20 protein-coding genes and 1 pseudogene are annotated in these 23,266 nt (G+C 35.9%); 8 read left to right on the forward strand and 13 right to left on the reverse strand.

Annotation, left to right across the window (positions count from 1 at the left end; translation table 11 throughout):
- Window positions 1–23 precede the first annotated feature (23 nt).
- Both RUH95_RS10255 and RUH95_RS10260 read right to left on the reverse strand, forming a co-directional pair.
- Window positions 24–939 (reverse strand): annotated as a pseudogene (locus tag RUH95_RS10255) (ABC transporter permease).
- 17 nt (window positions 940–956) lie between these two features.
- The gene (locus RUH95_RS10260; RefSeq protein ID WP_313892773.1) at window positions 957–1,130 is read right to left on the reverse strand and encodes a hypothetical protein; all 174 of its coding nucleotides are present in this window, start codon (window positions 1,128–1,130) and stop codon (window positions 957–959) included.
- A 478-nt stretch (window positions 1,131–1,608) separates the two neighbouring features.
- On the opposite strand from RUH95_RS10260, the gene RUH95_RS10265 reads away from it, so the two are divergent.
- Both RUH95_RS10265 and RUH95_RS10270 read left to right on the forward strand, forming a co-directional pair.
- Complete coding sequence (locus RUH95_RS10265; RefSeq protein WP_313892774.1) at window positions 1,609–2,697, forward strand: CapA family protein; 1,089 nt, start codon at window positions 1,609–1,611, stop codon at window positions 2,695–2,697.
- 140 nt (window positions 2,698–2,837) lie between these two features.
- On the forward strand, window positions 2,838–4,397 hold the full coding sequence (locus tag RUH95_RS10270; protein ID WP_313892775.1) for a glutathione ABC transporter substrate-binding protein: 1,560 nt from the start codon (window positions 2,838–2,840) through the stop codon (window positions 4,395–4,397).
- Between the two features lie 32 nt (window positions 4,398–4,429).
- On the opposite strand, the gene RUH95_RS10275 is transcribed toward RUH95_RS10270, so the two are convergent.
- The 7 genes from RUH95_RS10275 to RUH95_RS10305 form a co-directional block, all read right to left on the reverse strand.
- On the reverse strand, window positions 4,430–5,740 hold the full coding sequence (locus RUH95_RS10275) for an SLC5/6 family protein (protein WP_313892776.1): 1,311 nt from the start codon (window positions 5,738–5,740) through the stop codon (window positions 4,430–4,432).
- A complete protein-coding gene (locus RUH95_RS10280; RefSeq protein WP_313892777.1) occupies window positions 5,737–6,444 on the reverse strand; it encodes a response regulator transcription factor in 708 nt (235 codons plus the stop codon). Before RUH95_RS10280 ends, RUH95_RS10275 begins: the two co-directional genes overlap by 4 nt.
- Complete coding sequence (locus RUH95_RS10285; protein WP_313892778.1) at window positions 6,441–7,220, reverse strand: sensor histidine kinase; 780 nt, start codon at window positions 7,218–7,220, stop codon at window positions 6,441–6,443. Before RUH95_RS10285 ends, RUH95_RS10280 begins: the two co-directional genes overlap by 4 nt.
- 79 nt (window positions 7,221–7,299) lie before the next feature.
- On the reverse strand, window positions 7,300–8,298 hold the full coding sequence (locus RUH95_RS10290; protein WP_313892779.1) for an ABC transporter ATP-binding protein: 999 nt from the start codon (window positions 8,296–8,298) through the stop codon (window positions 7,300–7,302).
- Window positions 8,295–9,308, reverse strand: a complete 1,014-nt coding sequence (locus tag RUH95_RS10295) for an ABC transporter ATP-binding protein (protein ID WP_313892780.1) — start codon at window positions 9,306–9,308, stop codon at window positions 8,295–8,297. Before RUH95_RS10295 ends, RUH95_RS10290 begins: the two co-directional genes overlap by 4 nt.
- 12 nt (window positions 9,309–9,320) lie before the next feature.
- Window positions 9,321–10,241 carry a nickel ABC transporter permease gene (nikB, locus tag RUH95_RS10300; RefSeq protein WP_313892781.1) on the reverse strand — a complete coding sequence of 307 codons (921 nt, stop codon included), beginning with the start codon at window positions 10,239–10,241 and terminating at the stop codon, window positions 9,321–9,323.
- 14 nt (window positions 10,242–10,255) lie between these two features.
- A complete protein-coding gene (locus RUH95_RS10305) occupies window positions 10,256–11,158 on the reverse strand; it encodes an ABC transporter permease (RefSeq protein ID WP_313892782.1) in 903 nt (300 codons plus the stop codon).
- Between the two features lie 196 nt (window positions 11,159–11,354).
- On the opposite strand from RUH95_RS10305, the gene RUH95_RS10310 reads away from it, so the two are divergent.
- The 4 genes from RUH95_RS10310 to RUH95_RS10325 all read left to right on the forward strand — a co-directional run bounded on the left by RUH95_RS10310 (window position 11,355) and on the right by RUH95_RS10325 (window position 16,412).
- Entirely contained in the window at window positions 11,355–12,929 is a 1,575-nt protein-coding gene (locus RUH95_RS10310; RefSeq protein WP_313892783.1) for a glutathione ABC transporter substrate-binding protein, read from the forward strand.
- Between the two features lie 60 nt (window positions 12,930–12,989).
- Window positions 12,990–14,231 (forward strand): amidohydrolase family protein, encoded by a 1,242-nt coding sequence (locus RUH95_RS10315; RefSeq protein WP_313892784.1) that lies wholly within the window; start codon window positions 12,990–12,992, stop codon window positions 14,229–14,231.
- Complete coding sequence (locus RUH95_RS10320) at window positions 14,228–15,442, forward strand: amidohydrolase (RefSeq protein ID WP_313892785.1); 1,215 nt, start codon at window positions 14,228–14,230, stop codon at window positions 15,440–15,442. The genes RUH95_RS10315 and RUH95_RS10320 overlap by 4 nt, the downstream gene beginning before the upstream one ends.
- A gap of 76 nt (window positions 15,443–15,518) precedes the next feature.
- On the forward strand, window positions 15,519–16,412 hold the full coding sequence (locus RUH95_RS10325; RefSeq protein ID WP_313892786.1) for a DMT family transporter: 894 nt from the start codon (window positions 15,519–15,521) through the stop codon (window positions 16,410–16,412).
- 59 nt (window positions 16,413–16,471) lie between these two features.
- Here RUH95_RS10325 and RUH95_RS10330 read toward each other — a convergent pair whose 3' ends face one another.
- On the reverse strand, window positions 16,472–17,365 hold the full coding sequence (locus RUH95_RS10330; protein ID WP_313892787.1) for a LysR family transcriptional regulator: 894 nt from the start codon (window positions 17,363–17,365) through the stop codon (window positions 16,472–16,474).
- Window positions 17,366–17,484: 119 nt separating this feature from the next.
- On the opposite strand from RUH95_RS10330, the gene RUH95_RS10335 reads away from it, so the two are divergent.
- Both RUH95_RS10335 and RUH95_RS10340 read left to right on the forward strand, forming a co-directional pair.
- Window positions 17,485–18,516, forward strand: a complete 1,032-nt coding sequence (locus tag RUH95_RS10335) for a YeiH family protein (protein WP_313892788.1) — start codon at window positions 17,485–17,487, stop codon at window positions 18,514–18,516.
- Between the two features lie 89 nt (window positions 18,517–18,605).
- Entirely contained in the window at window positions 18,606–19,214 is a 609-nt protein-coding gene (locus tag RUH95_RS10340; protein ID WP_313892789.1) for a class I SAM-dependent methyltransferase, read from the forward strand.
- Between the two features lie 51 nt (window positions 19,215–19,265).
- On the opposite strand, the gene RUH95_RS10345 is transcribed toward RUH95_RS10340, so the two are convergent.
- The 3 genes from RUH95_RS10345 to RUH95_RS10355 form a co-directional block, all read right to left on the reverse strand.
- Window positions 19,266–20,558, reverse strand: coding sequence for a protoglobin domain-containing protein (locus RUH95_RS10345; protein WP_313892790.1), 1,293 nt, complete (start codon window positions 20,556–20,558; stop codon window positions 19,266–19,268).
- Between the two features lie 223 nt (window positions 20,559–20,781).
- Window positions 20,782–21,255, reverse strand: coding sequence for an SRPBCC family protein (locus RUH95_RS10350; protein ID WP_313892791.1), 474 nt, complete (start codon window positions 21,253–21,255; stop codon window positions 20,782–20,784).
- A 24-nt stretch (window positions 21,256–21,279) separates the two neighbouring features.
- Window positions 21,280–23,205, reverse strand: coding sequence for a GTP-binding protein (locus tag RUH95_RS10355; RefSeq protein WP_313892792.1), 1,926 nt, complete (start codon window positions 23,203–23,205; stop codon window positions 21,280–21,282).
- Window positions 23,206–23,266 lie beyond the last annotated feature (61 nt).

Raw genomic sequence — 23,266 nt, forward strand, 5'->3', positions numbered from 1 at the left:
ACTCATTCTTTTTTTTAGCCTTATTAGATTTTACGATATTTCTTCAAAGCAAATATATTTAATATAATAAAAACAAAGGCAAATCCTATTAGCACGAAGAGATCGTTTTTAAGAGCATCTAGTCCGAAGCCTTTATACATCACATCTACAAATGCACCCCCACCGTAGTACATCGGTATGCATTTAGCAATCCATTGCATCCATTCTGGCATTCCTTGAATTGGTAGGATACATGCAAAACTACTGAGGAATAATAGCAATCGGGATAAATTGCATCATTTGAAGTTCCGAGTTTGCGAAAGCGGACAATAAAATGCCAAGTAATAGTGCAACTAATGCTAATAATAAATTGATGAGAATAACGTTCCAAAGAGAACCGACAAGCGTAATGCCTAAAACTTTTACGGCGTAAAAAACAACGATGATTGTTTGGATGATAGCAAACAAGCCGTATCCGATTAAATAACCAAAAACTATATCTCGTCTTTGAATAGGAGTTGCCATTAATCGGTCGAGTGTACCAGTAGTTCGTTCACGAAGTAAGCCAATTCCAGAAATAAGAAAAACGAAAAAGAAAACGAAGAAGCCAACTAAAATAGGGCTTAACTGATCAAAAAATGTCGTTTTGCTGCTACCATAAATATAAGAAGTCTGAATGTCAGGTGCTTTCATAGAATCTAGCTTTATAGGAGCATTTGGCAACTTGCTTTGGATATCTTGTATGAAACTAGTTATATTACTAGCTTGAACTTTTCTTGATTCAATAGATATAACTTGAACTATTTTCGTTTGTAACATTTTAGACGTGGAAGGTTCATTATTCGTTAGTGCTAATTGGATTGTATCCTCTTTAATTTGCAAAAATCCATCTAGCTTATCATGGATGATGACGGAATCGATTGTTTGTAGTGAATCATATTGGATTGTGACAATGTCCATTTTGTTTAATTGTTCTATTAAGCATCTTCCACTCCGCGTATACGGAATCTAGGAACGGTTGTATCTGTAGCAAGCAAATAATGCAGAAGGGTTAGAATAACTAATGGTGTGACCATCATGAGTGCAAAACTCCATTTGTCACGTACCATTTGAATACAAATTCGCTTAACTAACGCGATTGTTCTCATCATTTCCCCCTCTAGCTTTCAAAAATACTTCTTCTAACCTATCGATATTATAATAGTTTCTTAGTTCTAAAGGAGAGTCGCTTGAAATAATTTCTCCATCTCTTACCATAGCAAGCATGTCGTATTTTTCTGCTCCATCCATTACATGGGTTGTAATTAAAATTGTTTTTCCTTCATTCTTAAGATGAAAAATTTCTGCCCAAATATCCTTTCTTAACGCAGAATCTATTCCAACGGTAGGTTCATCTAGTAGTATTATTTGTAGGTCGTGAATTAATGCGATTGCTAAAGATAATCTTTGCTTTATCCCCCTGAATCTGGAGAAGTCTTGACGCTAGTATATGGAGCAAAGGACGAGAAGCATAATCAAGCAGTTGTGCTAAAAGAAATATTGGAACAGAAGGATCAGTGAAATAATTACTTAAAAAGGCCTTACATTTGTATATTCACGCGTAAAAAAGCAAATGATTGTGGGAGGGAGGTGTTTGTTATCAAAATTCTATTTCCAGTGTTGGTCGCAGCTATTATTGTCTTACTTTATTTTAATGTGCAAGTGTCCGGGACCGAGGATTTTAATGAAAAGTTTGAAGGGAAACAAGTGACAAGCTTTCATGTGGATTTTGAAGAAGACACAATAGAAGTTGGGATGATTGGAGATATTTTATTGCATCTTCCGCTGTACAATTATGCAAGCTTTTTACCTACTTTCGAGCCAGTTCGAAAAGAATTGGAAACATTAGATCTTTTATTGGCAAACCAAGAGTCCTTACCTACTGGAAAGGAATTTGGTTTATCTGGATACCCGAGTTTTTCTAGTCCTCCGCATATTATTGGAGACTTACAAAAAGTTGGAGTAGATCTATTATCGATAGCAAATAACCATACATTGGATCAAAAAGAAGCGGGGATATTATCCGCCATCCAGCAGTTAAAAAAATATGATATGCCTTATATTGGAGCATATGAATCGTTCGAGGATCAAAAATCAGACCGGGTTTTCCATCTAAAGGATGTATCTATTGGGTTTCTTAGTTACACTTACGGGACGAACGGTCATGCTACGCCAAGTGGTAAAGAATATTTAGTAAGTCGCATAGATCCTGTGAAAATAACAAATGATATTCGGGATTTAAAAACAAAAGTAGATATAGTTATTGTAAGTATGCACTGGGGAGTTGAGTACGAGACAGAGCCGAATAGTGAGCAAAAGGAGCTTGCTCAAATGATGGCGAATGCTGGGGTAGATATTATTTTTGGTCACCATTCTCATGTTGTTCAGCCTTATGAAGTGATTTCCACTGCTACTGGACATCAAACACATGTATTTTATTCATTAGGGAATTTTTTGAGTGCGCAAACGATGGAAAATACAAATGTAGGTGGAATTGCTAAAATAACGATTACAAAAAAAACGATTAACGGAAAACAAATATATATGGTAGAGAATCCAACATTTGTGCCTACAGTTGTTATGAAAGGCGATCCTTTTACGATAGATTTGTTGAAAGATGTAGAAGATCAAGTCGGGGTAACGGATGATTGGGTGCAACGGCATGTGTTTGGTGAATGAATACGAAATGTAAAAAACCTTAACCAGTAAATAGGTTAAGGTTTTTTCTTCTGTAAATAAAGTAAATAAAACGCAAAAAGAACATAATATTCTGAAAAAACAGACTCGCAGAAAAGACTATGATTGTTTAATATCAAGAGATGGGAAGTGTTGATTTGAAAAAGATCTACATGATAGTCATAGTTAGTATTATTTTATTGCTACAAGCGTGTTCTACAGGAGAAACTTCTAACAGTGGAACTGACGCTAATAATGAGGACAAAGTGTTAATTGTTGCGCGGAAATCAGATGTGACAAACTTAGACCCACATTTTATCGTTGATGTATCGACAGCAAATGTTTTATATGAAAAAGTGTATGAAACTTTAGTCATCCCTAATGATAAAATGGAGCCACAACCACATCTAGCGACGGAATGGAAACAGCTAGACGGACTAACTTGGGAGTTTACATTGCGTGATGATGTTGAATTTCATGATGGTACTAAGTTTAATGCAGATGCAGTAAAGAAAACGTTCGATCGTTTGCTTGATCCAAAGACTGCTTCCCCTCAAGCAGCTAAGCTTGGCATGATAAAGGAAGTAGAAGTAAAGGATGACCAACATGTTACATTTCATTTGTTAAAGCCTTATGCTCCCTTATTATCTATACTTGCAAGCAATGAGGGAAGTATATTAAACCCGACTATTTTGGAGAAGGACCCGGAATCATTAAAGAAAGATGCGAATGGAACTGGCCCATTTGTATTCGAGGAATGGAAATCAGGTCAAGTTGTTAAACTATCCAAAAATAAAAACTATTGGGGACAAGAACCAAAAATAGCAGGAGTTGAATTTAAAGTAGTACCAGAAGATACAACTCGTCTTGGGATGGTTGAAAATGGAGAAGCTCATGTAATGGAGCAAATTCCAGTCAATGAAATACAACGAATAGAGGCTTCGAACTCACTAGAACTATATCGAAATGAAGGCTTAGGAGTTGAGTTTTTAGGATTTAATGTACAGAAAGCTCCTATGGACAATGTTCTATTAAGAAAGGCAATTAGCTATGCACTAGATCGTGAAGCTATTTTATCTGGTGTATTCAATAAGGTAGGTCTACTTAGTAACTCAACGATGAGTTCTAAGGTTTTTGGATACTCAGATAAACTTACACCAGCACCATATGATGTAGATAAAGCAAAAGAATTATTAAAGGAAGCTGCTCTTCCGGAAGGAATCAAGTTGACTTTATTAACAGCAGATCGTGCTGAAAGAATAAGTTTATCAGAGGTTATACAATCTCAATTAAAAGACATAGGGATTGAAGTAGAAATTCAAGTACTTGAATTCGGATCTTATGTAGAAGCTGCTTCCAATCAAAAAGGGCATCTCTTTATCGGTAGTTGGGGAAATGCCACAGGTGACGGAGACTATAACCAATATAACCTATTTCATTCTAACTCACATGGATCAGCAGGGAACTTTCAATTTTACTCCAATTCAACAGTGGACCAACTAATTGAGCAAGCACGCGAAGAAGAAAATTCAGATGTACGAAAAGAAATTTATGCAAAAACACAGCAAATGGAACTAGATGAAGCCATATATGTTCCAATCCGAAGCTACGAAAACTTAGCTGTGTATCATTCTTCAGTCAATGGAATTAAGTTAAATCCAATCGGATATTTAACACTTACTGATATCGAGATTACAGATTAACAAAAAACCGACCTAAAAAATTTAGGTCGGTTTTATTTATATTTCGTATGGGATAGTTCTATTTTGGCGAACAGCATGGATAAGACTGAAATAGTTAGAGAAACAATAAAACTTATCCAGATTGTTTGTAAAGGAGCTAAATCCGCAAATAAAGTTAGACTTAAGAGCCAGCCAATGAGCACGGAGTAAGGTAACACTCTAGATATTTCACGTTTAGATAAAATGATGATTAACATCACAGGAATTACAGCTGCGTAAAGATGTCCAAAGAAAAGAAGAAAATCTATCAAACTAAATGAAATAAAATGAGTAACAATTAACAGTAATAAAAGTAAAAGACCAGAAAAAATATAGGATTCACTTCTCATTTTCCTGTCCGTCATACTAGGTGCAACAGGTAGGCGAATGTGTTTGATAAAGTGAATTGTCGTCGCGTGTAATTCTGCATGGATTGTTGTTGTTAAAGTACCAAAGCAAAATAAGAAGAATATAACTATAAGAAAAATAGGTTCAATTTTAGTGATTAGTTGAAATAATAGCGTAAATGTTTCACTAAAAGGTCCTTCAAATATAACAATCATTAACATGGAAGAAAGTGCGATTGGAACGGTACCTAAAACAAAAGCTGTGGACCAAAAAGTAATGCGGAGCTTTTTGGGCTCAATTATATAAATTCTTTGCCAAGTAGCCCGATCTGTAAGTACTTGTCCAAAACTGACTAACAAAAACGTGATGATAAAAAAATAAGTTTCTTGGTTTTTAGCAAATAATAAATAAGGGTGGTATAAACGAATACCATCATAAACGGAAAATGCACCCTCTTGTATGAAAAAATACAGGGGAATGAAAATGATTGCAGCGAAGATAAAAAAAACAGAAACTCCTTCAAAACGTTGTATCCACTTCATACCACCTAAGCCTGCAACAACAAAACAGTAAAGAAGAAAGAAAAATAGAGATGCTGTAAATGGAATATTAAACAATAAATCGAATAATATAGCTGCTCCAACAGCCTGTACGAACAAAGAATCCAACCCTAATAATAGAATGATACAGGTCATGATCCAATAACCGTCTTTTTTCAATCGATGTTGGAATAAATCACCGATTGTTTCAAAGTCAGTAAATCTATCTCGAATTTTTGTTGCTAATACGCCAAACCCGAATATGGATAATGCCCCAACTAAGGAATATCCAATACTCCCTAATAGTCCATATTTTATAAGAGACTCTGGCGAAGATAGCAATGCATTACCTGTTATCCAACGCGCTAAAAGGCTAATCATTCCCGTTGAAATACCGAAAACTAAAGAACCTGTAATATAGTGTCGATACGTTTTCATACTATAGGTCCTTCTGCTTTTCTAGGATTTATTCGATACTCAGAGGGCGTTACCTTAAATTGCTTTTTAAACATCGCACTAAAATAGTGCTGACTATTGAATCCTGTCTTTTCTGCAATGACCGCCATGCTCATTTCTTTATTTTTTAATAATAACTTTTTGGAAATTTCTAAACGGTAAGCATTTAAGTAGTCGGCAAATCCAATACCAACTTCTTCGAAAAACTTACGGCTCAAATAAGTGGCATTTAAATGTATACGATTTGCCACAAAACTAAGACTTAATTTTTCGTGATATTCTTCACGAATAATTCGTAATACTTCTTGTATGGAATCATTTTGTGAGCTCCATTTATTATACTTTTTAAGTATTTCCAATAGCTCACTTTCAACAATAGGCTTTGTTAAATAATCATTTACCCCAATCCTTAAAGAAGATTGGGCATATTCGAACGATTGATATGCTGTAACCATTATAATATCCATTTCATAATGTTTTTTTAGTTCTTTAGCTAATTCCAAGCCGCTTTTACCTGGCATTTGAATGTCTAAAAAAGCTAAAGAAATTTTAATCTTTGCAGCTATTTGGAGTGCAATCGATGCATCTTGTGCTTTGTAGAAAGTCCAATTTGGAAATTGCCCTTTCATTATATATTCAAGTTGCTCCAATTCTAAAGCTTCATCGTCTACTAGCAAAATATTCAAAGTACATCCTCCTTTCCATTTGAAAAATAGGTAAGTGGAAATTTCACTTCTACTAATGTTTCATTTTCAATGTGTATCATATTAAGGGATGCTACTTGTTGAGGAAACAACAATTCTAATCGTTTTTGTATATTTACAATTCCATAACCCTCATCTTGTGGAGTATAGTTTTGTTTCTTGGGTATCGGTTCAATTAAATGTGTGTTCCAAACTTGAATATAAATAAAACCCTCAGAATGATAAATATTTATTTTCAATGTTGCTGGGCCAATGTTTTTCTCAAAACCGTGTTTAAATGCATTTTCTACAATAGTTTGAATGATAAATGGAGGTAATAAGGCTTTTTCGCATTGTTCTTCCAATGTTTTTATTACTTCGAGTCGCTCTCCGAACCGTAGCCTTTGAATTTCCAAATAATTATTCACATAAGATAATTCGTCTTCAACTTTAATCAAAGATGCGTGCGAAATATATTTAAACTTAAAAAATTTAGCCATAACTTCCAAGCCTTTAATCAACTCATCTTTTCGATCAAGGCGTGCTAAACTTAACATCGTATTGAGCGTATTGAAAAAGAAATGCGGTTGAATTTGTTGATTTAATTGATCATAATTTGCATTTTGCAATTCTTTTTCTAATGTTAATTTTGAAGCTTCTTTTTGGAGATTATCAATTTGTCGCTCGAAAATCATAACAAATGAAAGTGTAAAAGCTCCTACTAGAGGAGCTAATACACATAACAAGACGTATAATGAAAAAGTTTCTAAGGGCATCATCATGCATACGTCCTTTCCCATACAAACAATATTTAATTGATTGTATCTTAGTTATACTGAACCTTCAATGGTATAAGTTTTAAGACGATAGTTCTTTTGCGTAGTGGCAAGCTACTGAATGATTTTTTTCTAGTCCTAATAATGCAGGCTCTTCCTGGCGACAAAGATCTGTTGCGAAAGGACAACGTGTATGGAATCTACAGCCGGTAGGTGGATTCAAAGGTGATGGAACATCCCCTTTTAAAATAATTCGTTCGCCTCTCTTAGTTTGATCTGTGACAGGTATCGCTGAAAGTAATGCCTTCGTATAAGGGTGTAAGGGGTTATCAAATAAAGCTGACTTATCTGCAATTTCTACGATTTTCCCTAAATACATAACCATAACACGATCAGATATATGTCGAACAACACTTAAATCATGAGAGATAAATAAAAACGTCAGATCAAAATCTTTTTGAAGCTTCTTAAGCAAGTTTAAGATTTGTGCTTGGATGGATACATCAAGTGCAGAAACAGCTTCATCACAAATAATAATCTCAGGATTAACTGCCAACGCCCTTGCTATTCCAATCCTCTGTCTTTGCCCACCTGAAAATTCATGAGGATATCGTTCAAGATACTCAGGTCGTAACCCAACATGTTGCATTAGCTCTAACATTCGCCCTTCTCTTTCATTTGGAGGTAGCACTTTTTGAATAGCCATTGCTTCTTCTAACATTTGGCGAATTGTTCTTCGCGGATTTAAAGAAGCGTATGGATCTTGGAAAATAACTTGGATATCTCCTCTAACGTTTCGTAATTCTTTTTTGCTCATTTTTGGGAGTGATTCACCTTTGAATAAAACATCTCCATCGGTTGGCTCATCTAATCGTAAGATAGATCTTCCAGTAGTCGACTTTCCGCAACCAGACTCGCCAACTATACTTAAAGTTTCTCCAGCATAAAGGTCAAAGGTAATACCATCTACTGCTTTAACGACTTGCCTTTGTTGGAAGATTACTTCTTTCTTTAGTGCAAAGTGTTGCTTTAATTCGGTAACTTGTAATAATGGTTTTTTCTCTACTAGGACGTTATTCATGGTATCACCACCCCTCTTGTTAAGCTATTTTGCCATTCATCTGTATACTTCCAACATCTTACTTTCGTGTCTTCATCATATTGCACTAAAATTGGTTGCTTTTGTACACAAATGTCTGTTGAAAATGGGCATCTTTCCGCAAATCGACATCCTTCTGGATAATCATATGGACTTGGGACTGTTCCTTCAATGGTTTGCAGTTCGTCTTGATCCTCATACAATTTAGGAAGAGATCCGATTAATCCTTGTGTATAAGGGTGTAATGGATTTTTAAATAAATCTTGTGCACTTCTATGTTCGACGATTTGTCCTGCATACATAACCCCGACTTGATCACACATTTCTGCTACTACTCCCAAATCATGTGTGATGAAAATAATTCCCATTCCAATTTTTCTTTGAAGATCTTTCATGATTTCTAATATTTGTGCTTGAATTGTTACGTCTAGTGCAGTTGTAGGTTCATCTGCTATTAATACTTCGGGTGTACATGCCAATGCCATTGCAATCATAATTCGTTGCCTCATCCCACCACTTAGTTGAAATGGCTCCTGTTTCGCTCTTTTTTCTGGAGAGGGAATTCCAACGAGCCCAATCATTTCAACTGATTTGTCCCATGCTTGCTTTTTGGACAAACCTTGATGTAATCTTAGCGCTTCTGCAATTTGTTCTCCAACTGGAATGACTGGATTTAAGCTAGTCATAGGTTCTTGAAATATCATAGAGATTCGATTTCCTCTTATTTTTCGCAACTCTTCATCAGACATTGTAACTAAATCTTTACCATTCAACAAAACTTGGCCGTCTACAATTTTCCCAGGGGGAGATGGGATTAAACGTAGTATAGATAGCGAAGTCATTGACTTTCCACATCCAGACTCCCCGACAATTCCAAGAGTTTCCCCTTTTTTTAGAACAAAATCAACTCCGTCAACAGCCTTAGCCGTACCTTTATTGGAAATGAAATGTGTTTTCAAGTTTTTAACTTCCAAGACAACTTCACTATTCATCGTTTTTACCTCCTAGTTCAGATCAATTCGTTTATTAAAAACTTTGTACATAGTATCAACAAGTAGATTCACAAATACGAATACTAGAGAGGCAACTAATACGCCACCTTGTACCATTGGGATATCTCGTGTACGTATGGCATCAACAATCATCCGGCCTAATCCGTTAATAGCAAATACAGATTCAACTAGAACTGTTCCACCTAGTAAGCTACCAAACTGTAATCCTACTACTGTAATGACAGGGATTAATGCATTTCTTAATGCATGTTTATAAATAATGACATGTTCTTTTAGCCCTTTAGCCTTTGCTGTACGTATATAATCTTGCCCAACAACTTCAAGCATGCTAGAACGAGTCATTCGTGCGACAATAGCCGCTCCACCTGCGCCCAGTGTGATAGCAGGTAAAATAACATGAGCAAGACTATCCCATCCTGCAACTGGAAGCCATTGTAACTTAACAGAGAATACATACATGAGAAGTAAACCTAACCAGAAGCTTGGAAGTGAAATACCAAGCAGCGCTACAACCATAACCCCGATATCTGAAAAAGAGTACGGTCTTACCGCAGAAATAATTCCTGCAATGAGGCCAAGTACGATTGTTATGAGAATACTAAAAAATGCTAGTTCCATTGTTACAGGTAAACGAATTAAAATTTCGTCCAATACAGGTTGGTTATTTTTTAAAGAATTGCCAAGATCCCCTTGTACAACATTACTAATATATGAGAAATACTGTTCATAAAGTGGTTTGTTTAATCCTAAATCTTCTCTTAGTTGCTCGACTGTTTCTTTGGATGCACCTTCTCCTGCTAATATAACGGCTGAATCTCCAGGAACCATTTGCATGATTAAAAACACAACTAAAGTTACGCCTAAGATAACGGGAACAATTTGTACTAAACGTTTTATCATAAATAAGAACATAAGAAATCCTCCTTTTACTTTTTCATTTTTGGATCTAAAGCATCACGCAAGCCATCGCCAAATAGATTAAATCCTAAAACTAATATCGATATCATAAGACCGGGGAAAATCGCCATGTACGGTGCACTAAAGATAAAATCCCGTCCACTAGATAACATCGCTCCCCATTCAGGAGAGGGAGGTTGAGCTCCTAAGCCTAAAAATGATAGTCCAGCCGCTGATAGAATCGCAGTCGCAAGTCGTAGAGAACCTTGTACAATGATCGGTGACAATATGTTAGGGAAAATATGTCGAAAGATAATAATGAAGTCATTTGCCCCTAAAGTTCTAATGGCATCAATGTATTCCAATTGTTTTATTTCCATTGTAGAACCACGAACAATTCTTGCGAATAAAGGAATTGAAAATATTCCTACAGCAATTGTTACGTTAATCAAACTTGGTCCAAGTGCACTAATAATAGCTAATGCTAATAAAATTCCTGGGAATGCTAGCATGACATCTAAACTTCGGCTAATAATTGTATCCACCCATTTGCCATAGTATCCAGCTACTAGTCCAAGAATTATTCCGAAAAATGCTCCGAAAAATACGGAAGAAAAACCAACGCCTAGTGATAAACGTGAACCATAAAGAATTCGACTAAGGATATCTCTTCCTTTATCATCTGTTCCCATCCAGTGTGCCCATGAAGGAGATTGCAACTTATCTTGTAGATTAATCGCATAGGGATCATAAGGAGCTAATATCGGTGCTAGAAAAGTCATGGATATATAGAGAAGTATTATAATACCTCCGACCACCGCAGCTTTGTTTTGGCCGATTGTTGAGAAAAATTGCTTTCTTTTCTCTCTTTTAATTTTCTTGCGTGCTAAAATTAAATCTGTTGTATTTACTATTGATGTATTAACTGCCATTTCATAAACCTCCTCGTTCTGCTTCCTTTTCGTTATAAGGTAATCTCAAGATAGATAAGAATAAAGAGAATGTAAATAGAAATAGAACGATTAGTCGAAATATTTAAAAAACACGTAAATATTTTGAAAATACTATCTATTTTTTTCTTTATAATTCAAATTAGAAATACAAATTGAGTTTTGGAGGGAATAGCTAATGAAGAAAATCAAATGGATACCGTTTATCGCATTAATGTCAATTATGATATTGCTAATGCAAGCATGTTCTACAGGATCATCAGGAGAGAATACTGATAAAGGGGGAGATAACGCAGATAATGGTGATAAAGCTGGAGGTAATTTAATAGTTGTTCGTTTATCCGATGCCACTGGTCTTGATCCTCATTTTATAACAGATATCCCTTCAGCAAATGTTGTGCACGGTAAGGTATATGAAACACTTATTGCTTTCGATAAAGATATGAAAATAGTACCTCGCTTAGCAAAAGAGTGGGAACAAACAGATGATGTAACTTGGGAGTTTACATTAAATGAAGGAATTACTTTTCATGATGGAACACCTTTTAATGCAGAAGCGGTTAAAGTCACACTTGATAGAATATTGGATCCAGCAACAGGCTCACCGCAAAAAGATAAATTGGGAATGATCTCAGAAGTAATCGTTAAAGATGATACACATGTGACACTTAAATTATCTCAGCCTTACGCTCCATTACTTTCAATTTTAGCAAGTAATGAAGGAAGTATTATTAGTCCGAAATCCATTAAAGAAACACCTGACCAATTAGCGACACATCCAGTAGGAACTGGTCCATTTATTTTTGATTCTTGGAAATCAGGTCAACAAATTACTTTAAATAAAAACGATAACTATTGGGGCGAGAAAGTTAAAATTGATAGTGTTCAATTTAAAGTCGTACCAGAAGATGCTACACGTCTTGCAATGATTGAAAGTGGCGAAGCACATATTTCTGATCAGGTTCCAGTAACTGAAATTGATCGAATTGAAAAATCAGATTCTATGAAGCTTTTCAGAACAGAAGGATTAGCTGTAGAGTATGTAGGATTTAACACGACTAAAGCCCCTTTTGATAATGTAAAGGTTCGCCAAGCAGTCAGTTATGCGATTGAAAGAGAAGCAATTTTAGATGGTGTTTACAATAACGTTGGAACGCTTGCGAACGTAGCGATGAGTCCAAAAGTGTTTGGTTATAGTAAAGATGTGCTTGCATATCCTTACGATGTAAACAAAGCTAAGGATTTATTGAAAGAGGCTGGGTTCGATAAAGGAGTAAAGATTAAACTTTTAACAAGTGATCGAAAAGAACGTATTAATATGGCGGAAGTTATCCAGTCCCAGCTTAAAGGAATTGGCGTAGAAGTAGAAATTCAAGTAATGGAATACGGTTCTTATATTCAAGAAGTTGATAGTGGAGAGCATCAAATGTTTATCGGTGGTTGGGGTAATGCTACGGGTGACGGAGACTATAATCAGTATAATTTATTCCACTCAGCATCTGTTGGATCACCAGGGAACCATTTCTATTACCAAAATCCTGTAATCGACGAACTGATTGAACAGGGAAGAGTTGAAACAGATTCAGCAAAACGTGAAGAGATTTATAAAGAAGCGATGCAAATTGAAATGGATGACGCAGTATATGTTCCTATAAGAAACTATGAACATTTAGCGGTTTATAATTCCGACGTAGAAAACTTTTGGTTAGATGCTTCTAACTACTTAATCTTAAATGAGGTAACAGTAAAATAATAATTAGAAAAAGAGACTGCTTGTAAACAGTCTCTTTCATTCAATCGGGAGGTAACGTATATGCAATCACTTCTTATTAAAAATGCACGACTTGAAACAGGATTTACTTATGAAAACAATCGCGTTGTTCATACAAAAACAGACTTGTTTGATGTATTGATTCAAGATGGAGAAATTGTGGCAGTAGGAAAAAATATTTCCCAGGGGGATTGCGAAGTGCTGCAAGCCAATGGGAAGTTGTTAATGCCTTCATTTAGAGAGATGCATATTCATGTGGATAAAACTTACTACAGCGGTCCATGGAAAGCATGCAAGCCCATCACGAACGGAATTATTACAAGAATTGAAGAAGAACAAGTATTATTACCAGCTCAATTACCTTATGCTCAACAACGCGCTGAAAAGATGATTGAATGGTTAATCTCACAAGGACATACGCATATTCGTTCACATTGTAATGTCGATCCTCAAATTGGAACAAGACATATTGAAATTACAAAAGAAGCGTTCAAAAAATTTGAAGACCAAGTTACATACGATATTGTGGCTTTTCCGCAGCACGGATTACTGCGTTCAAAAGTTGAACCATTAGTTCGCGAAGCAATGAAAATGGGAGCTACGCTAGTTGGTGGAGTTGATCCATCGGTAATCGATCGTGATATCGACCGCTCTTTGAATTTAATAATGGACATTGCGGTAGAATCGGGAAAAGGTGTTGATATTCATATTCATGATCCAAATTCTTTAGGTGCATTTGAATTTTACAAATTAGCTGAACTAGCAAAACAAGCGAATAAAGTAGGTCAAGTGACGATAAGTCATGCAATTGCATTAGGGGATCTACATGGTAAAGAATTAGAAGAACTTGTAGCAGTTCTTGTAGAAGCTAAGATTGACGTTACATCGACCGTACCAATTAATCGCCCGACGATTCCAATTCCATATTTATATGAAAATGGAGTACCCGTTTCAATTGGTCATGATAGTTTAACAGATCATTGGTCTCCTTTTGGAACTGGAGATACAGTTGAAAAATTAAGCATCCTAGCTGAAAGATTTAAGTTTATAGATGAATATTCGTTAAATCGTAGTTGGAAATATGCGTCTGGTGGAATTATGCCATTGAGTGACTCTGGTGAGAGAGTGTGGCCTCAAAAAGGTGATCGTGCGAATGTTCTACTTCTTGATGCGGAATGCTCGGCCCAGGCGGTTGCAAGAAGACGTCCAATTACACATGTTATCTCTCAAGGAAAACTTGCTTATAAGAATGAGGATGCTTTAGTGAAGGAGGTTACAAAATGAGTAAAGTTAAATGGCTTTCTAATGTGAAGTTGGAAACGGGTGAAAGACAGTTAGAGAATGGTACAGTTGAAACGCTAACTTCAATATTTCACCTTAAAATAGAAAACGGTAAAATTGTGGAACAACTAGATGCTAATGATAGTATCCCAGCTGGGCAAGAAGTTATTGATATGAAAAAAAAGTTAGCTCTTCCTACATTTAAAGAAATGCATAATCATCTAGACAAAACATATATGTCATTAGATTGGAAAGCTTGTACACCAGTTTCGAACTTAAAAGAACGTTTAGCTTTTGAGGCTGCTGAGCTAACTGTACTTGCTGATACTGCTGAGCAGAGAGCAACAAAAATGATTGAGACACTTCTTGAAAAAGGATCCACACATATTCGAACACATGTTAATATAGATCCGTATATCGGTTTGAAGAATTTAGAAGGTGTAAGAACTGCACTTGAATCGTTCAAAGGAAAAGTGACTGCAGATATAATTGCATTCCCGCAACATGGACTTTTACGTGAATCAGTACCTTCTTTAATGCGCGAAGCAATGAGAAGTGGGGCTACAATGGTCGGTGGATTAGATCCCGCTGGAATTGACAACGCCATTGAAAAATCATTGTATGAAGTAATGGATATCGCGACAGAGTTTGATGCAGATGTAGACATTCATTTACATGATGGAGGCTTTGTTGGTTATTATACGACCGATAAATGGATTGATATCGTGCAAGATGCGAACTATCAAGGTCGTACAGCATTGAGTCACTCTTTTTGCTTAGGCGATATTCCAGTTCCTCAGCAAGAAATAGTTGCAAGACGCCTGGCAGAACAAGATGTAGCAATCATGTCTACTATACCAATTAATCTTGGTCGAGTAATACCACCGATTGATCTGTTAGATGCTCATGGTGTAAAGGTTCATTTTGGCTGCGATGGTTTTTATGATTCATGGAGTCCATACGGTACAGGTGATGTATTAGAAAAGGCAACCCGCTTTTGTGAACTTACACGTAAGATTGATGAAAAGTCACTTAGAAATTCACTTAAATGGGTAACAGGTGGAATCGTTGCTTTGAATGAAGATGGACAGAAGGTTTGGCCAAATATTCAGGATGATGCAAGCTTCGTATTTTTTGATGCAGCTTCTTCAGCAGAAGTCGTTGCTAGAAAACCGAATAATCGTTTAGTGATGGTAAGAGGCGAGTTAGTATAATATTAGAAGAGAAAGAGTGTCATCTCTTTCTCTTTTTCATATGTGTTCCAACAGAAAGGCAGGATCTATATACTTAATGAATAAACAATGGTTCACCTATTTAATCCTTTTATTTTGTGTCGTTGCTTGGGGGAGTAATTTCGTCTTCGGTTCCATTCTAGTTGTCGTGTTTGATCCAAGTATAATTGCATTTTTCCGCTTGATCTTTATTCTTATATTCCTCTTTTTCATGACGTTCCGAACAGTTAAAAATGTGAAGTTAAATATGTATAATTATATATGGCTAGCGGTTGCCGGTTTTATCGGAATATCGTTGAACCAATGGAGCTTTTATGCGAGCCTTCAATTTACTGAACCAGTTACTGCCGCGTTGATTTTAGCTTTATCACCAATTGTGACAGCTTTGATTTCTTCCTATTGGTTTAAAGAGAGGAAGAACGTTCAATTTTGGATAGGGTCATTCGTTGCACTGTTAGGTGTTTGGTTAGTAATTTCAAAAGGGTCGTTACTTGTGCCGAGCGTTGGCAAAGGAGAACTGTTAATTGGTCTAACAATGTTATCCTTTTCTATTTTCCTTGTTTTTGTTCAGCATTTATCGAAGTCCATGCACCCTGCGACGATCACTTGGTATAGTAATGTATTCGGGCTAATTGGTTTACTTCCCTTTGTTCCGTGGAAAAATACGCATGTTGTATGGTCAGTCCCATTTTCTTATTGGCTGCTACTTATTATTACAGCCATTATTATGCATGGGTTATGTACGTATTTGTGGAATAACTCTATTCATAAAGTTGGAGCTACCAAAGCAGCCCTTTTGTTAAATTTGGAACCATTCGTAGCGATGGTTTTTGGTCTGCTTATATTGGGGCATAGCATTCAAGCTCTTCAGTTGGTAGGTGCTTTCATCATTGTCATTGGAGTTTCTATATCATTACGCACGAAAACGAAAAATCCGATTGAAAATAGCTAATTTGTTAGAACTGTTTCTGATAAAGAAACAGTTCTTTTCGTAGTAAAAGACTTTATCATTTAGTCTATAGACCACTTTTGATGTAATGCATTTTTGAAAGCAACAACATGTCGTTTGTTTTCCATAATAGGCGAGCAGACACAGGAAAATAGTCGTTTAAAAGGCAAGTGATTCAGTGGAATGCAAATAAGATTTTTCTGCTTAATATCTCTGTCGATTACATGTGTCGATAGAAGGGATAATCCCTCGTTGCTATTAATAATCATTTCTTTGATTGCTTGATTACTGTTAATTGTGATGACGGATTTGACCTTCAAAGCATTTGAGCGAATGATATGTTTTAAGTAGTCACGAGTTCCGGAACCTTCTTCTCTCATAAACCATAATTGATTTTGGAGATCAGCTATCGTAATTATCTTCCTTGAAGTTAACGAATGCTGATTTGACCCTACAACAAATAATTCATCTTCCATAAAAGGCTCTATTAATAGTTCCTTGTCGTTTGTTTGACCTTCTATTAATCCAATATCTACTTTAAGTAATCGAACCGATTGTACTATTTCCTCGGTATTTCCGATAAACACTTCAAGTTCAAGCCCTGGGTGTTTTGAATGAAGATCAATAAGTAAGGAGGGAAGAATGTACTCACCAATTGTAAAGCTTGCACCGATTACGAGCTTCCCCTTAATGTCGTGAAGATGTTCGAGGATATCCTTTTGAGTTTGCTCGTACATGAAAAGTATCTGTTTCGCACGTTCATATAAAATTTCCCCCGTAGGTGTAATTTTCAAGAACTTTGGCGAACGGATAAATAACTCCGTTTGAAATTCTTTTTCTAAATTTTTGATATGTAGACTAACACTTGGTTGAGAAATATGAAGAATTTCAGCTGCTTTTGTGAAGTTTTTAATTTCTGCAAGTGTTACAAATGTTTTTAATGCATCATAATACATATTAAACTCTCCTCATTTTATAATTAGGAATACTAATAGTAGTGATTATATATATGTATTTTACTTATAATAGTGGCTTAGGTAAAGTTAGCGGTAGAAACGAGTAAGGAAGTGTTAATATGGAAAAAAAGCAACTGAAATTATTTAATTTACAGTTGAATAAAGCGTTTTTTCTAGGAATAGGTCTTACATTAATACTCGCTATACTGGCAAAGTTTTTATCTGGAATTCCATTTTTATCAATTATGGGGCAATTAGTAATAGCGATTATTTTAGGAATGATTTGGAGCGCAGCAATTGGTGTCCCGGCAACCCTTCAACAAGGTGTTACTTTTTCAAGTAAAAAGTTATTAAGACTCGGTATCATTTTATTAGGAATGCGTTTGAATTTAGCAGACATTTACAATGCTGGATTTAGTGTGTTTTTAATTGCACTCATTAATGTTCTCTTTGCTTTATTCGTAGTTTATGGACTTACATGTTTGTTTGGCGTGGATAAGAAGCTAGGAATATTAACTGCTTGTGGGACAGCCATTTGTGGAGCTGCCGCAGTTATAGCAATAGCGCCGCAAATTAAAGCGAATGATGATGAAACAGCCATTGGAGTAGCAACGATTGCGATATTAGGAACATTATTTACATTTATGTATACATTTCTTTACCCCGTATTGGGCCTAACAGTAAATGGATATGGTGTATTTTCAGGAGGAACACTACATGAAATTGCACACGTAATCGCAGCGGCGGCTCCGGGGGGGGACGCTGCAGTGGATATTGCCGTAATTGTGAAGCTAACTCGTGTCGCATTATTAGTTCCAGTTGCTTTGGTTATTGGGATTATTGTACAAAGAGGAGAAAAAGGTACCACAAAAAGTAAGTTTTCATTTTCCATTATCCCGTGGTTTATCTTAGGATTTTTAGTAATGAGTGCTGTAAATACTTTAGGTATTTTTTCTGAAAATGTGGCAAGTTATATTGTTAGCATAGCGTACCTTCTTATTGCAATGGCAATGGCTGGTCTAGGGTTGAATATTAATATCGGGACGTTTAAGAAGTTAGGAATAAAACCTTTTGTTGCAGGTCTTATTGGCTCTATTTTATTATCTATAGTTGGGTATATGCTTGTTCATTTGTTTAACTTAAATGTGTGACTTATAAAGTAGTCTTTTCGTTTTAGGGAGGAAATCTACAGTGGTTATGGTATTTTTAATAGTATAAGTAACAAACAAGGAGACCGGCTATGAAAGAACAGGATCATGATCGACTATTACGTATTAAAACAGAAGGAATTCGTGAATGGCAGCATCAGTCTGCACATTATAATCGTTATGAAGCAACTCCCTATGAGGCTTTGGCAACTCTTTTTGATGAATATGAATGCAGACCTACTGATAGATTTGTAGATTTTGGCTGTGGCAAAGGGCGATTCCCATTTTATGTACACCACCATCTTCACGCATCAGTAACTGGGGTCGAAATGAGTGGGCAACTGTATCAAGAGGCAATGGATAATGTAACAAAGTATATGGAACGAGCAAAGCCATCAAGGGCATCGCTTCAGTTTGAATGCTGTTTGGCAGAAGAATATAAAATAGATTTGGCAGAAAATAGATTTTATTTCTTTAATCCGTTTTCCATTTCCATTTTTCAGAAGGTCGTAAGTAATATTCTGTTATCGGTTGATAGTCATCCGCGTCCGGTAGATATCATCTTGTATTATTCTACGGTTGATTATATTCAGTATCTAGAAACAAACACGCTTTTTGAACTTTTAAAAGAAGTGAAAATTCCAGGGATGTATGAGCAGAATGAAAACGAACGGTTTTTGATTTTTCGATATACATTGTAAGCAAGCGCAAAAAATACACCTCATTTGTTTTTAAATGGGGTGTATTTCTAGTTAAAATTGTTTGATAGTATCATCTAGAACTTTTGCCGATCCCATTAATTGTTCAGAAGAGCTGCCGATAGATACAATTACTTCGACAAGTGAAGTCAGCTGTTCATCTACTTTTTGAAAGTCGTCAATTGTTGTGTCAATAGCTCTTGTTATTTGTTCGAATGATGCCATCGACTTTTCACTTTCTGTAAGACCATCATCGACTAGATCTTGGACATCTCCAATTGCATGCACGACTTGATTGGTCACATCACCAGATACATCTATTAACGTTGAAATTTGTTCCACAGATTGTTTAGTTTGATCTGCAAGTTTTCTTACTTCGTCTGCAACTACAGCAAAACCTTTTCCGTATTCACCAGCACGTGCAGCTTCAATAGCTGAATTTAATGCTAATAAGTTTGTTTGATTTGCGATATTTTTTACAATCTGGATTACTTCTTGAATTTGACTGGAGGAAGAGGCTAGTCGAAGCACCATTTGGGACATTTCCTGTGTTTTTTTATCAATTTCAATCGTATTATTTCTCAGTGAAGTCATTTGTGTAAAACCGATTTGTGAAATATCTTTTGTCTCATTTGAATCATAAACACTCTTATTTAATAATTTGTTTACTTGTCTAGAATTTGTTATTAATTCATTAACAGAAGCAGAGGTTTCGGTAGACTGTAATTCTAATTCGTTCGAGATTTCACCGATTGCGTCTCTAACATCTTGCTTAATTTTTTCCTGTTCTTTTTGGAAGAGTGAGGCAGCGAAATTGTCGAATTCCTCTAAAACAATTTGTTGTTCAAAGTTTAATAGTTTGCTAACGGACAAAATGATTTCTAGTTCTTCTTCTCTTTTTAAATTTAAGGAATAAATCATGTTTATTAAATTGGATTGTAAGTTTTGAAATGCAGCTATGTACCATTTTGGTAGTAATCCAATTCGTACGTGCATCTTTGCCACTTGGATTCTTTTGTCGATGAATGCTTGGTCGATTCTTCCTTCAAACATTTCGATAATATGTTTTTGTAACGTTTGATTGAGTTTCTCGATAGAGCTATGTTTTTCGATAATTGTAATTAAGGAAGGGTTATGTATGATTGCAGAATAAAATCCATCAACAATATCCTTAATATTTTGTTCCACGTTTTTTTTCAATCGATGTACTTGATGTAAATTCTCTGGCTTCAATCCAATCGTAGTTAACTGTTTTATTCTTTCTTCATCACGAATGAAAACTCCGGTTGTGGAAACAGATAAATCACCTAAAGAATTGTTCAAGTTTTGTCGTTTAAAAAGTTTCATTTCTAGTTCTCCTATCTTTAGCAAAAACTTTGTAAGTTTGTACTTACCTACATGTATGTATTTCGTAACTCTAAATATGGGGATGTTGAAAATTATAGCATTGTATTTAATGCATTCCTACTAAAAGAGCTGGTGGGAACTAAAAAAACTACCAATGACCACATCATAATACTGCGGTCGCTGATAGTCTGGGTTTTAATCTACTTGTTGCTGTATTACCTATTTAAAAGTTTTGAAGTAATTCCTCATACTTCACATACCAGGCTTCCCATTCTTCTTTTCTTGAAACGATAGTTCGACTATCTAATAAAGCTTCGATTACATCTAAACAGACATGCCACCCTGCGAGATCTTTGATTGTTTGATCTGTAAAAGATGTGATCGTTTCAATGAAAAGGAAGTGGCAGCCTTCGGAAGTAGGAGAAAGTTCAAATCTTGCAACATCTTCTCCCCATTCAAAAGCTAAAACTCGAAAAGCTTCATAATCTAGAATCTCCATATCGATAAACGTACCATCTTGCATATCAAACTTGATACAACCACCTTTACGTAAATCGGCAATTTGAAGCTCTGAGAACCATTGTTGTAACTTCTCATTATCCGTCAACATGGACCAGACATTTTCAATTGAATGATGGAAATGTCGTTCGTAACGCGCTGTAAAGCCATCGTTTTCTTTTTGAATCGTTGCAATCATGGAATATTCCTCCTCAAGTTTGAATTATAGACAATGCATTGCCGACTCTGCCTCATCCCATGGAACTTTGTAGCCTTTTCCCTTGGCACAGAAAATAGAAGTGGATGTGTATTCAGGGTCTGCTTCTTTATTGTAGCCAATCTTTTCAATGACATCTACTTCGTTATGACAACGATTGTAACCACCAAATAGTAGGCTAAGCGTTCCTTTTCCATGTGTGAAAGAAGCGAATGTAGTGCTGTAATGCATGAATGTTGCGACAGGAACTCGACCATTCACAATGACTTTGTCTCCAATGTTTTCTGGGGACTCAAAAGTGCCATGAGCTTGTTGAATATCAGATAATACTCTACCAATGAGGTCCATATCTACTTTTATTTTATAATTGTAAAATGGCTCAAGTAGGACATTTTGGGCTTTTTCTAATCCTTGTCGTAAAGCTCGGTACGTTGCTTCTCTGAAGTCTCCGCCAGAAGTATGCTCATTATGACCCCTTCCAGTAAGTAAGGTGATTTTCACATCAGTAAGCGAGGAACCGGTTAAAATCCCGTGATGCTCCCGTTCGAATAGATGATGGCGCACTAAATTTTGATTGCCAATCGATAAGTCATTTGCGTGGCATACATTTTCATATGTTATCCCACTATTTCTTTCTGAAGGTTCTAGTAAAAGGTGGACTTCTGCATAATGTTTTAAAGGTTCAAAATGACCGTACCCTTTTTCAGTAGATGCGATTGTTTCTTTATAAAGGATTCTAGGTTCTCCAAAAGAAACGTTAAATTGAAAGCGTTCTTTCACGATTTGTACGAGAACTTCTAACTGTATAACACCCATTACATGAACATGAATTTCTTGAAAGTGCTCGTCCCAATAAACACGTAAAGAAGGGTCTTCTGCATCTAACAGTTTAAAGCAACGTAGCATGTCTTTTACATGGATAGAAGTTTCAAAAATGACTTTCGATTTTAGTGTAGGAATCATATCAAAAGTCGTTTTATCTGTGATTGCACCTATTCCATCACCAATCGATACGTTAGTTAGTCCTGTTACAGCAACGAGTTCACCTGCAATTGCTTGTTCAATGAGTTTGAATTTATTTCCACTATATACCCTTATTTGTGTGATCTTTTCTGCTAAATCATCGTATTTAATTTCATCTCTCACCTTCAATGTTCCGCTTAATAATTTGAGAAAAGTAACTCTGTTTCCACTTTCATCATGACGAATTTTATATATTTGTGCGGCAAATTCATCCCGCGTGTTATAGGCGGTATCTGTTAACGAATCGAGGTTTTCTAAAAATTCAATAATGCCGATATCTTTTAATGCAGAACCACTGGCGCAAGCGAATACTTTATTTTCTTTTATCATTTGTTTGAAAGTTTGTGTCCATAGGTTTTGATCAAATCCGCTATCCATATATGTTTCTATAAGTACTTCATCACGCTCTGCAATAAATTCGATTAGCTCTCCATTGAAAGAGTTCGTTATATCACATATATCTTCGGAAAGATTAGCACGAATTTCTGCTAAAATTGCTTCTACGTCAGTTCCTTCGTAATCGGTTTTATTAATAAAGAAAAAAGTGGGCACTTGATGTTTTCGGAGCAGTTGCCACACTGTTTCTGTATGTCCTTCTACACCATCTACCGCACTTATAAGAATGATTGCATAATCCATTACTTGAATTGCCCGCTCCATTTCGGGTGAAAAGTCGACGTGACCAGGTGTATCTATTACGTAGTAAGTAGAATTATTATATGAGAAGATTCCTTGATCTGCGAAAATGGTAATTCCTCTATTTTTTTCGATGGAGTGACTGTCGAGGAAGGAATCTTGATGATCTACGCGTCCTCTTTGTCTAATGGTTTTTGTATGGTAAAGTAGCTGCTCGGAAAAAGTTGTTTTCCCAGCATCTACATGTGCTAAAATTCCAATTGTTTTGTGCATGACGTCACCTCTGTTCATTTCTTGCGAATGCTTTATTATAGCAAAAAGCAAGAAATGAAAG

The sequence above is a fragment of the Psychrobacillus sp. genome, from assembly GCF_032154225.1.
GTDB lineage: Bacteria > Bacillota > Bacilli > Bacillales_A > Planococcaceae > Psychrobacillus.

What these genes read in the sequence shown, in the direction of transcription:
- nikB (WP_313892781.1), bottom strand. Translation starts at nt 10,241, where the DNA reads ATGTTCTTATTTATGATAAAACGTTTAGTACAAATTGTTCCCGTTATC.
- RUH95_RS10330 (WP_313892787.1), bottom strand. Translation starts at nt 17,365, where the DNA reads ATGTATTATGATGCATTAAAAACATTTGTAACACTTGCAGAAATTAAA.
- RUH95_RS10340 (WP_313892789.1), top strand. Translation starts at nt 18,606, where the DNA reads ATGAAAGAACAGGATCATGATCGACTATTACGTATTAAAACAGAAGGA.
- RUH95_RS10320 (WP_313892785.1), top strand. Translation starts at nt 14,228, where the DNA reads ATGAGTAAAGTTAAATGGCTTTCTAATGTGAAGTTGGAAACGGGTGAA.
- RUH95_RS10270 (WP_313892775.1), top strand. Translation starts at nt 2,838, where the DNA reads ATGGGAAGTGTTGATTTGAAAAAGATCTACATGATAGTCATAGTTAGT.
- RUH95_RS10345 (WP_313892790.1), bottom strand. Translation starts at nt 20,558, where the DNA reads ATGAAACTTTTTAAACGACAAAACTTGAACAATTCTTTAGGTGATTTA.
- RUH95_RS10260 (WP_313892773.1), bottom strand. Translation starts at nt 1,130, where the DNA reads ATGATGAGAACAATCGCGTTAGTTAAGCGAATTTGTATTCAAATGGTA.
- RUH95_RS10315 (WP_313892784.1), top strand. Translation starts at nt 12,990, where the DNA reads ATGCAATCACTTCTTATTAAAAATGCACGACTTGAAACAGGATTTACT.
- RUH95_RS10290 (WP_313892779.1), bottom strand. Translation starts at nt 8,298, where the DNA reads ATGAATAACGTCCTAGTAGAGAAAAAACCATTATTACAAGTTACCGAA.
- RUH95_RS10335 (WP_313892788.1), top strand. Translation starts at nt 17,485, where the DNA reads ATGGAAAAAAAGCAACTGAAATTATTTAATTTACAGTTGAATAAAGCG.
- RUH95_RS10350 (WP_313892791.1), bottom strand. Translation starts at nt 21,255, where the DNA reads ATGATTGCAACGATTCAAAAAGAAAACGATGGCTTTACAGCGCGTTAC.
- RUH95_RS10275 (WP_313892776.1), bottom strand. Translation starts at nt 5,740, where the DNA reads ATGAAAACGTATCGACACTATATTACAGGTTCTTTAGTTTTCGGTATT.
- RUH95_RS10355 (WP_313892792.1), bottom strand. Translation starts at nt 23,205, where the DNA reads ATGCACAAAACAATTGGAATTTTAGCACATGTAGATGCTGGGAAAACA.
- RUH95_RS10285 (WP_313892778.1), bottom strand. Translation starts at nt 7,220, where the DNA reads ATGATGCCCTTAGAAACTTTTTCATTATACGTCTTGTTATGTGTATTA.
- RUH95_RS10325 (WP_313892786.1), top strand. Translation starts at nt 15,519, where the DNA reads ATGAATAAACAATGGTTCACCTATTTAATCCTTTTATTTTGTGTCGTT.
- RUH95_RS10305 (WP_313892782.1), bottom strand. Translation starts at nt 11,158, where the DNA reads ATGGCAGTTAATACATCAATAGTAAATACAACAGATTTAATTTTAGCA.
- RUH95_RS10310 (WP_313892783.1), top strand. Translation starts at nt 11,355, where the DNA reads ATGAAGAAAATCAAATGGATACCGTTTATCGCATTAATGTCAATTATG.
- RUH95_RS10295 (WP_313892780.1), bottom strand. Translation starts at nt 9,308, where the DNA reads ATGAATAGTGAAGTTGTCTTGGAAGTTAAAAACTTGAAAACACATTTC.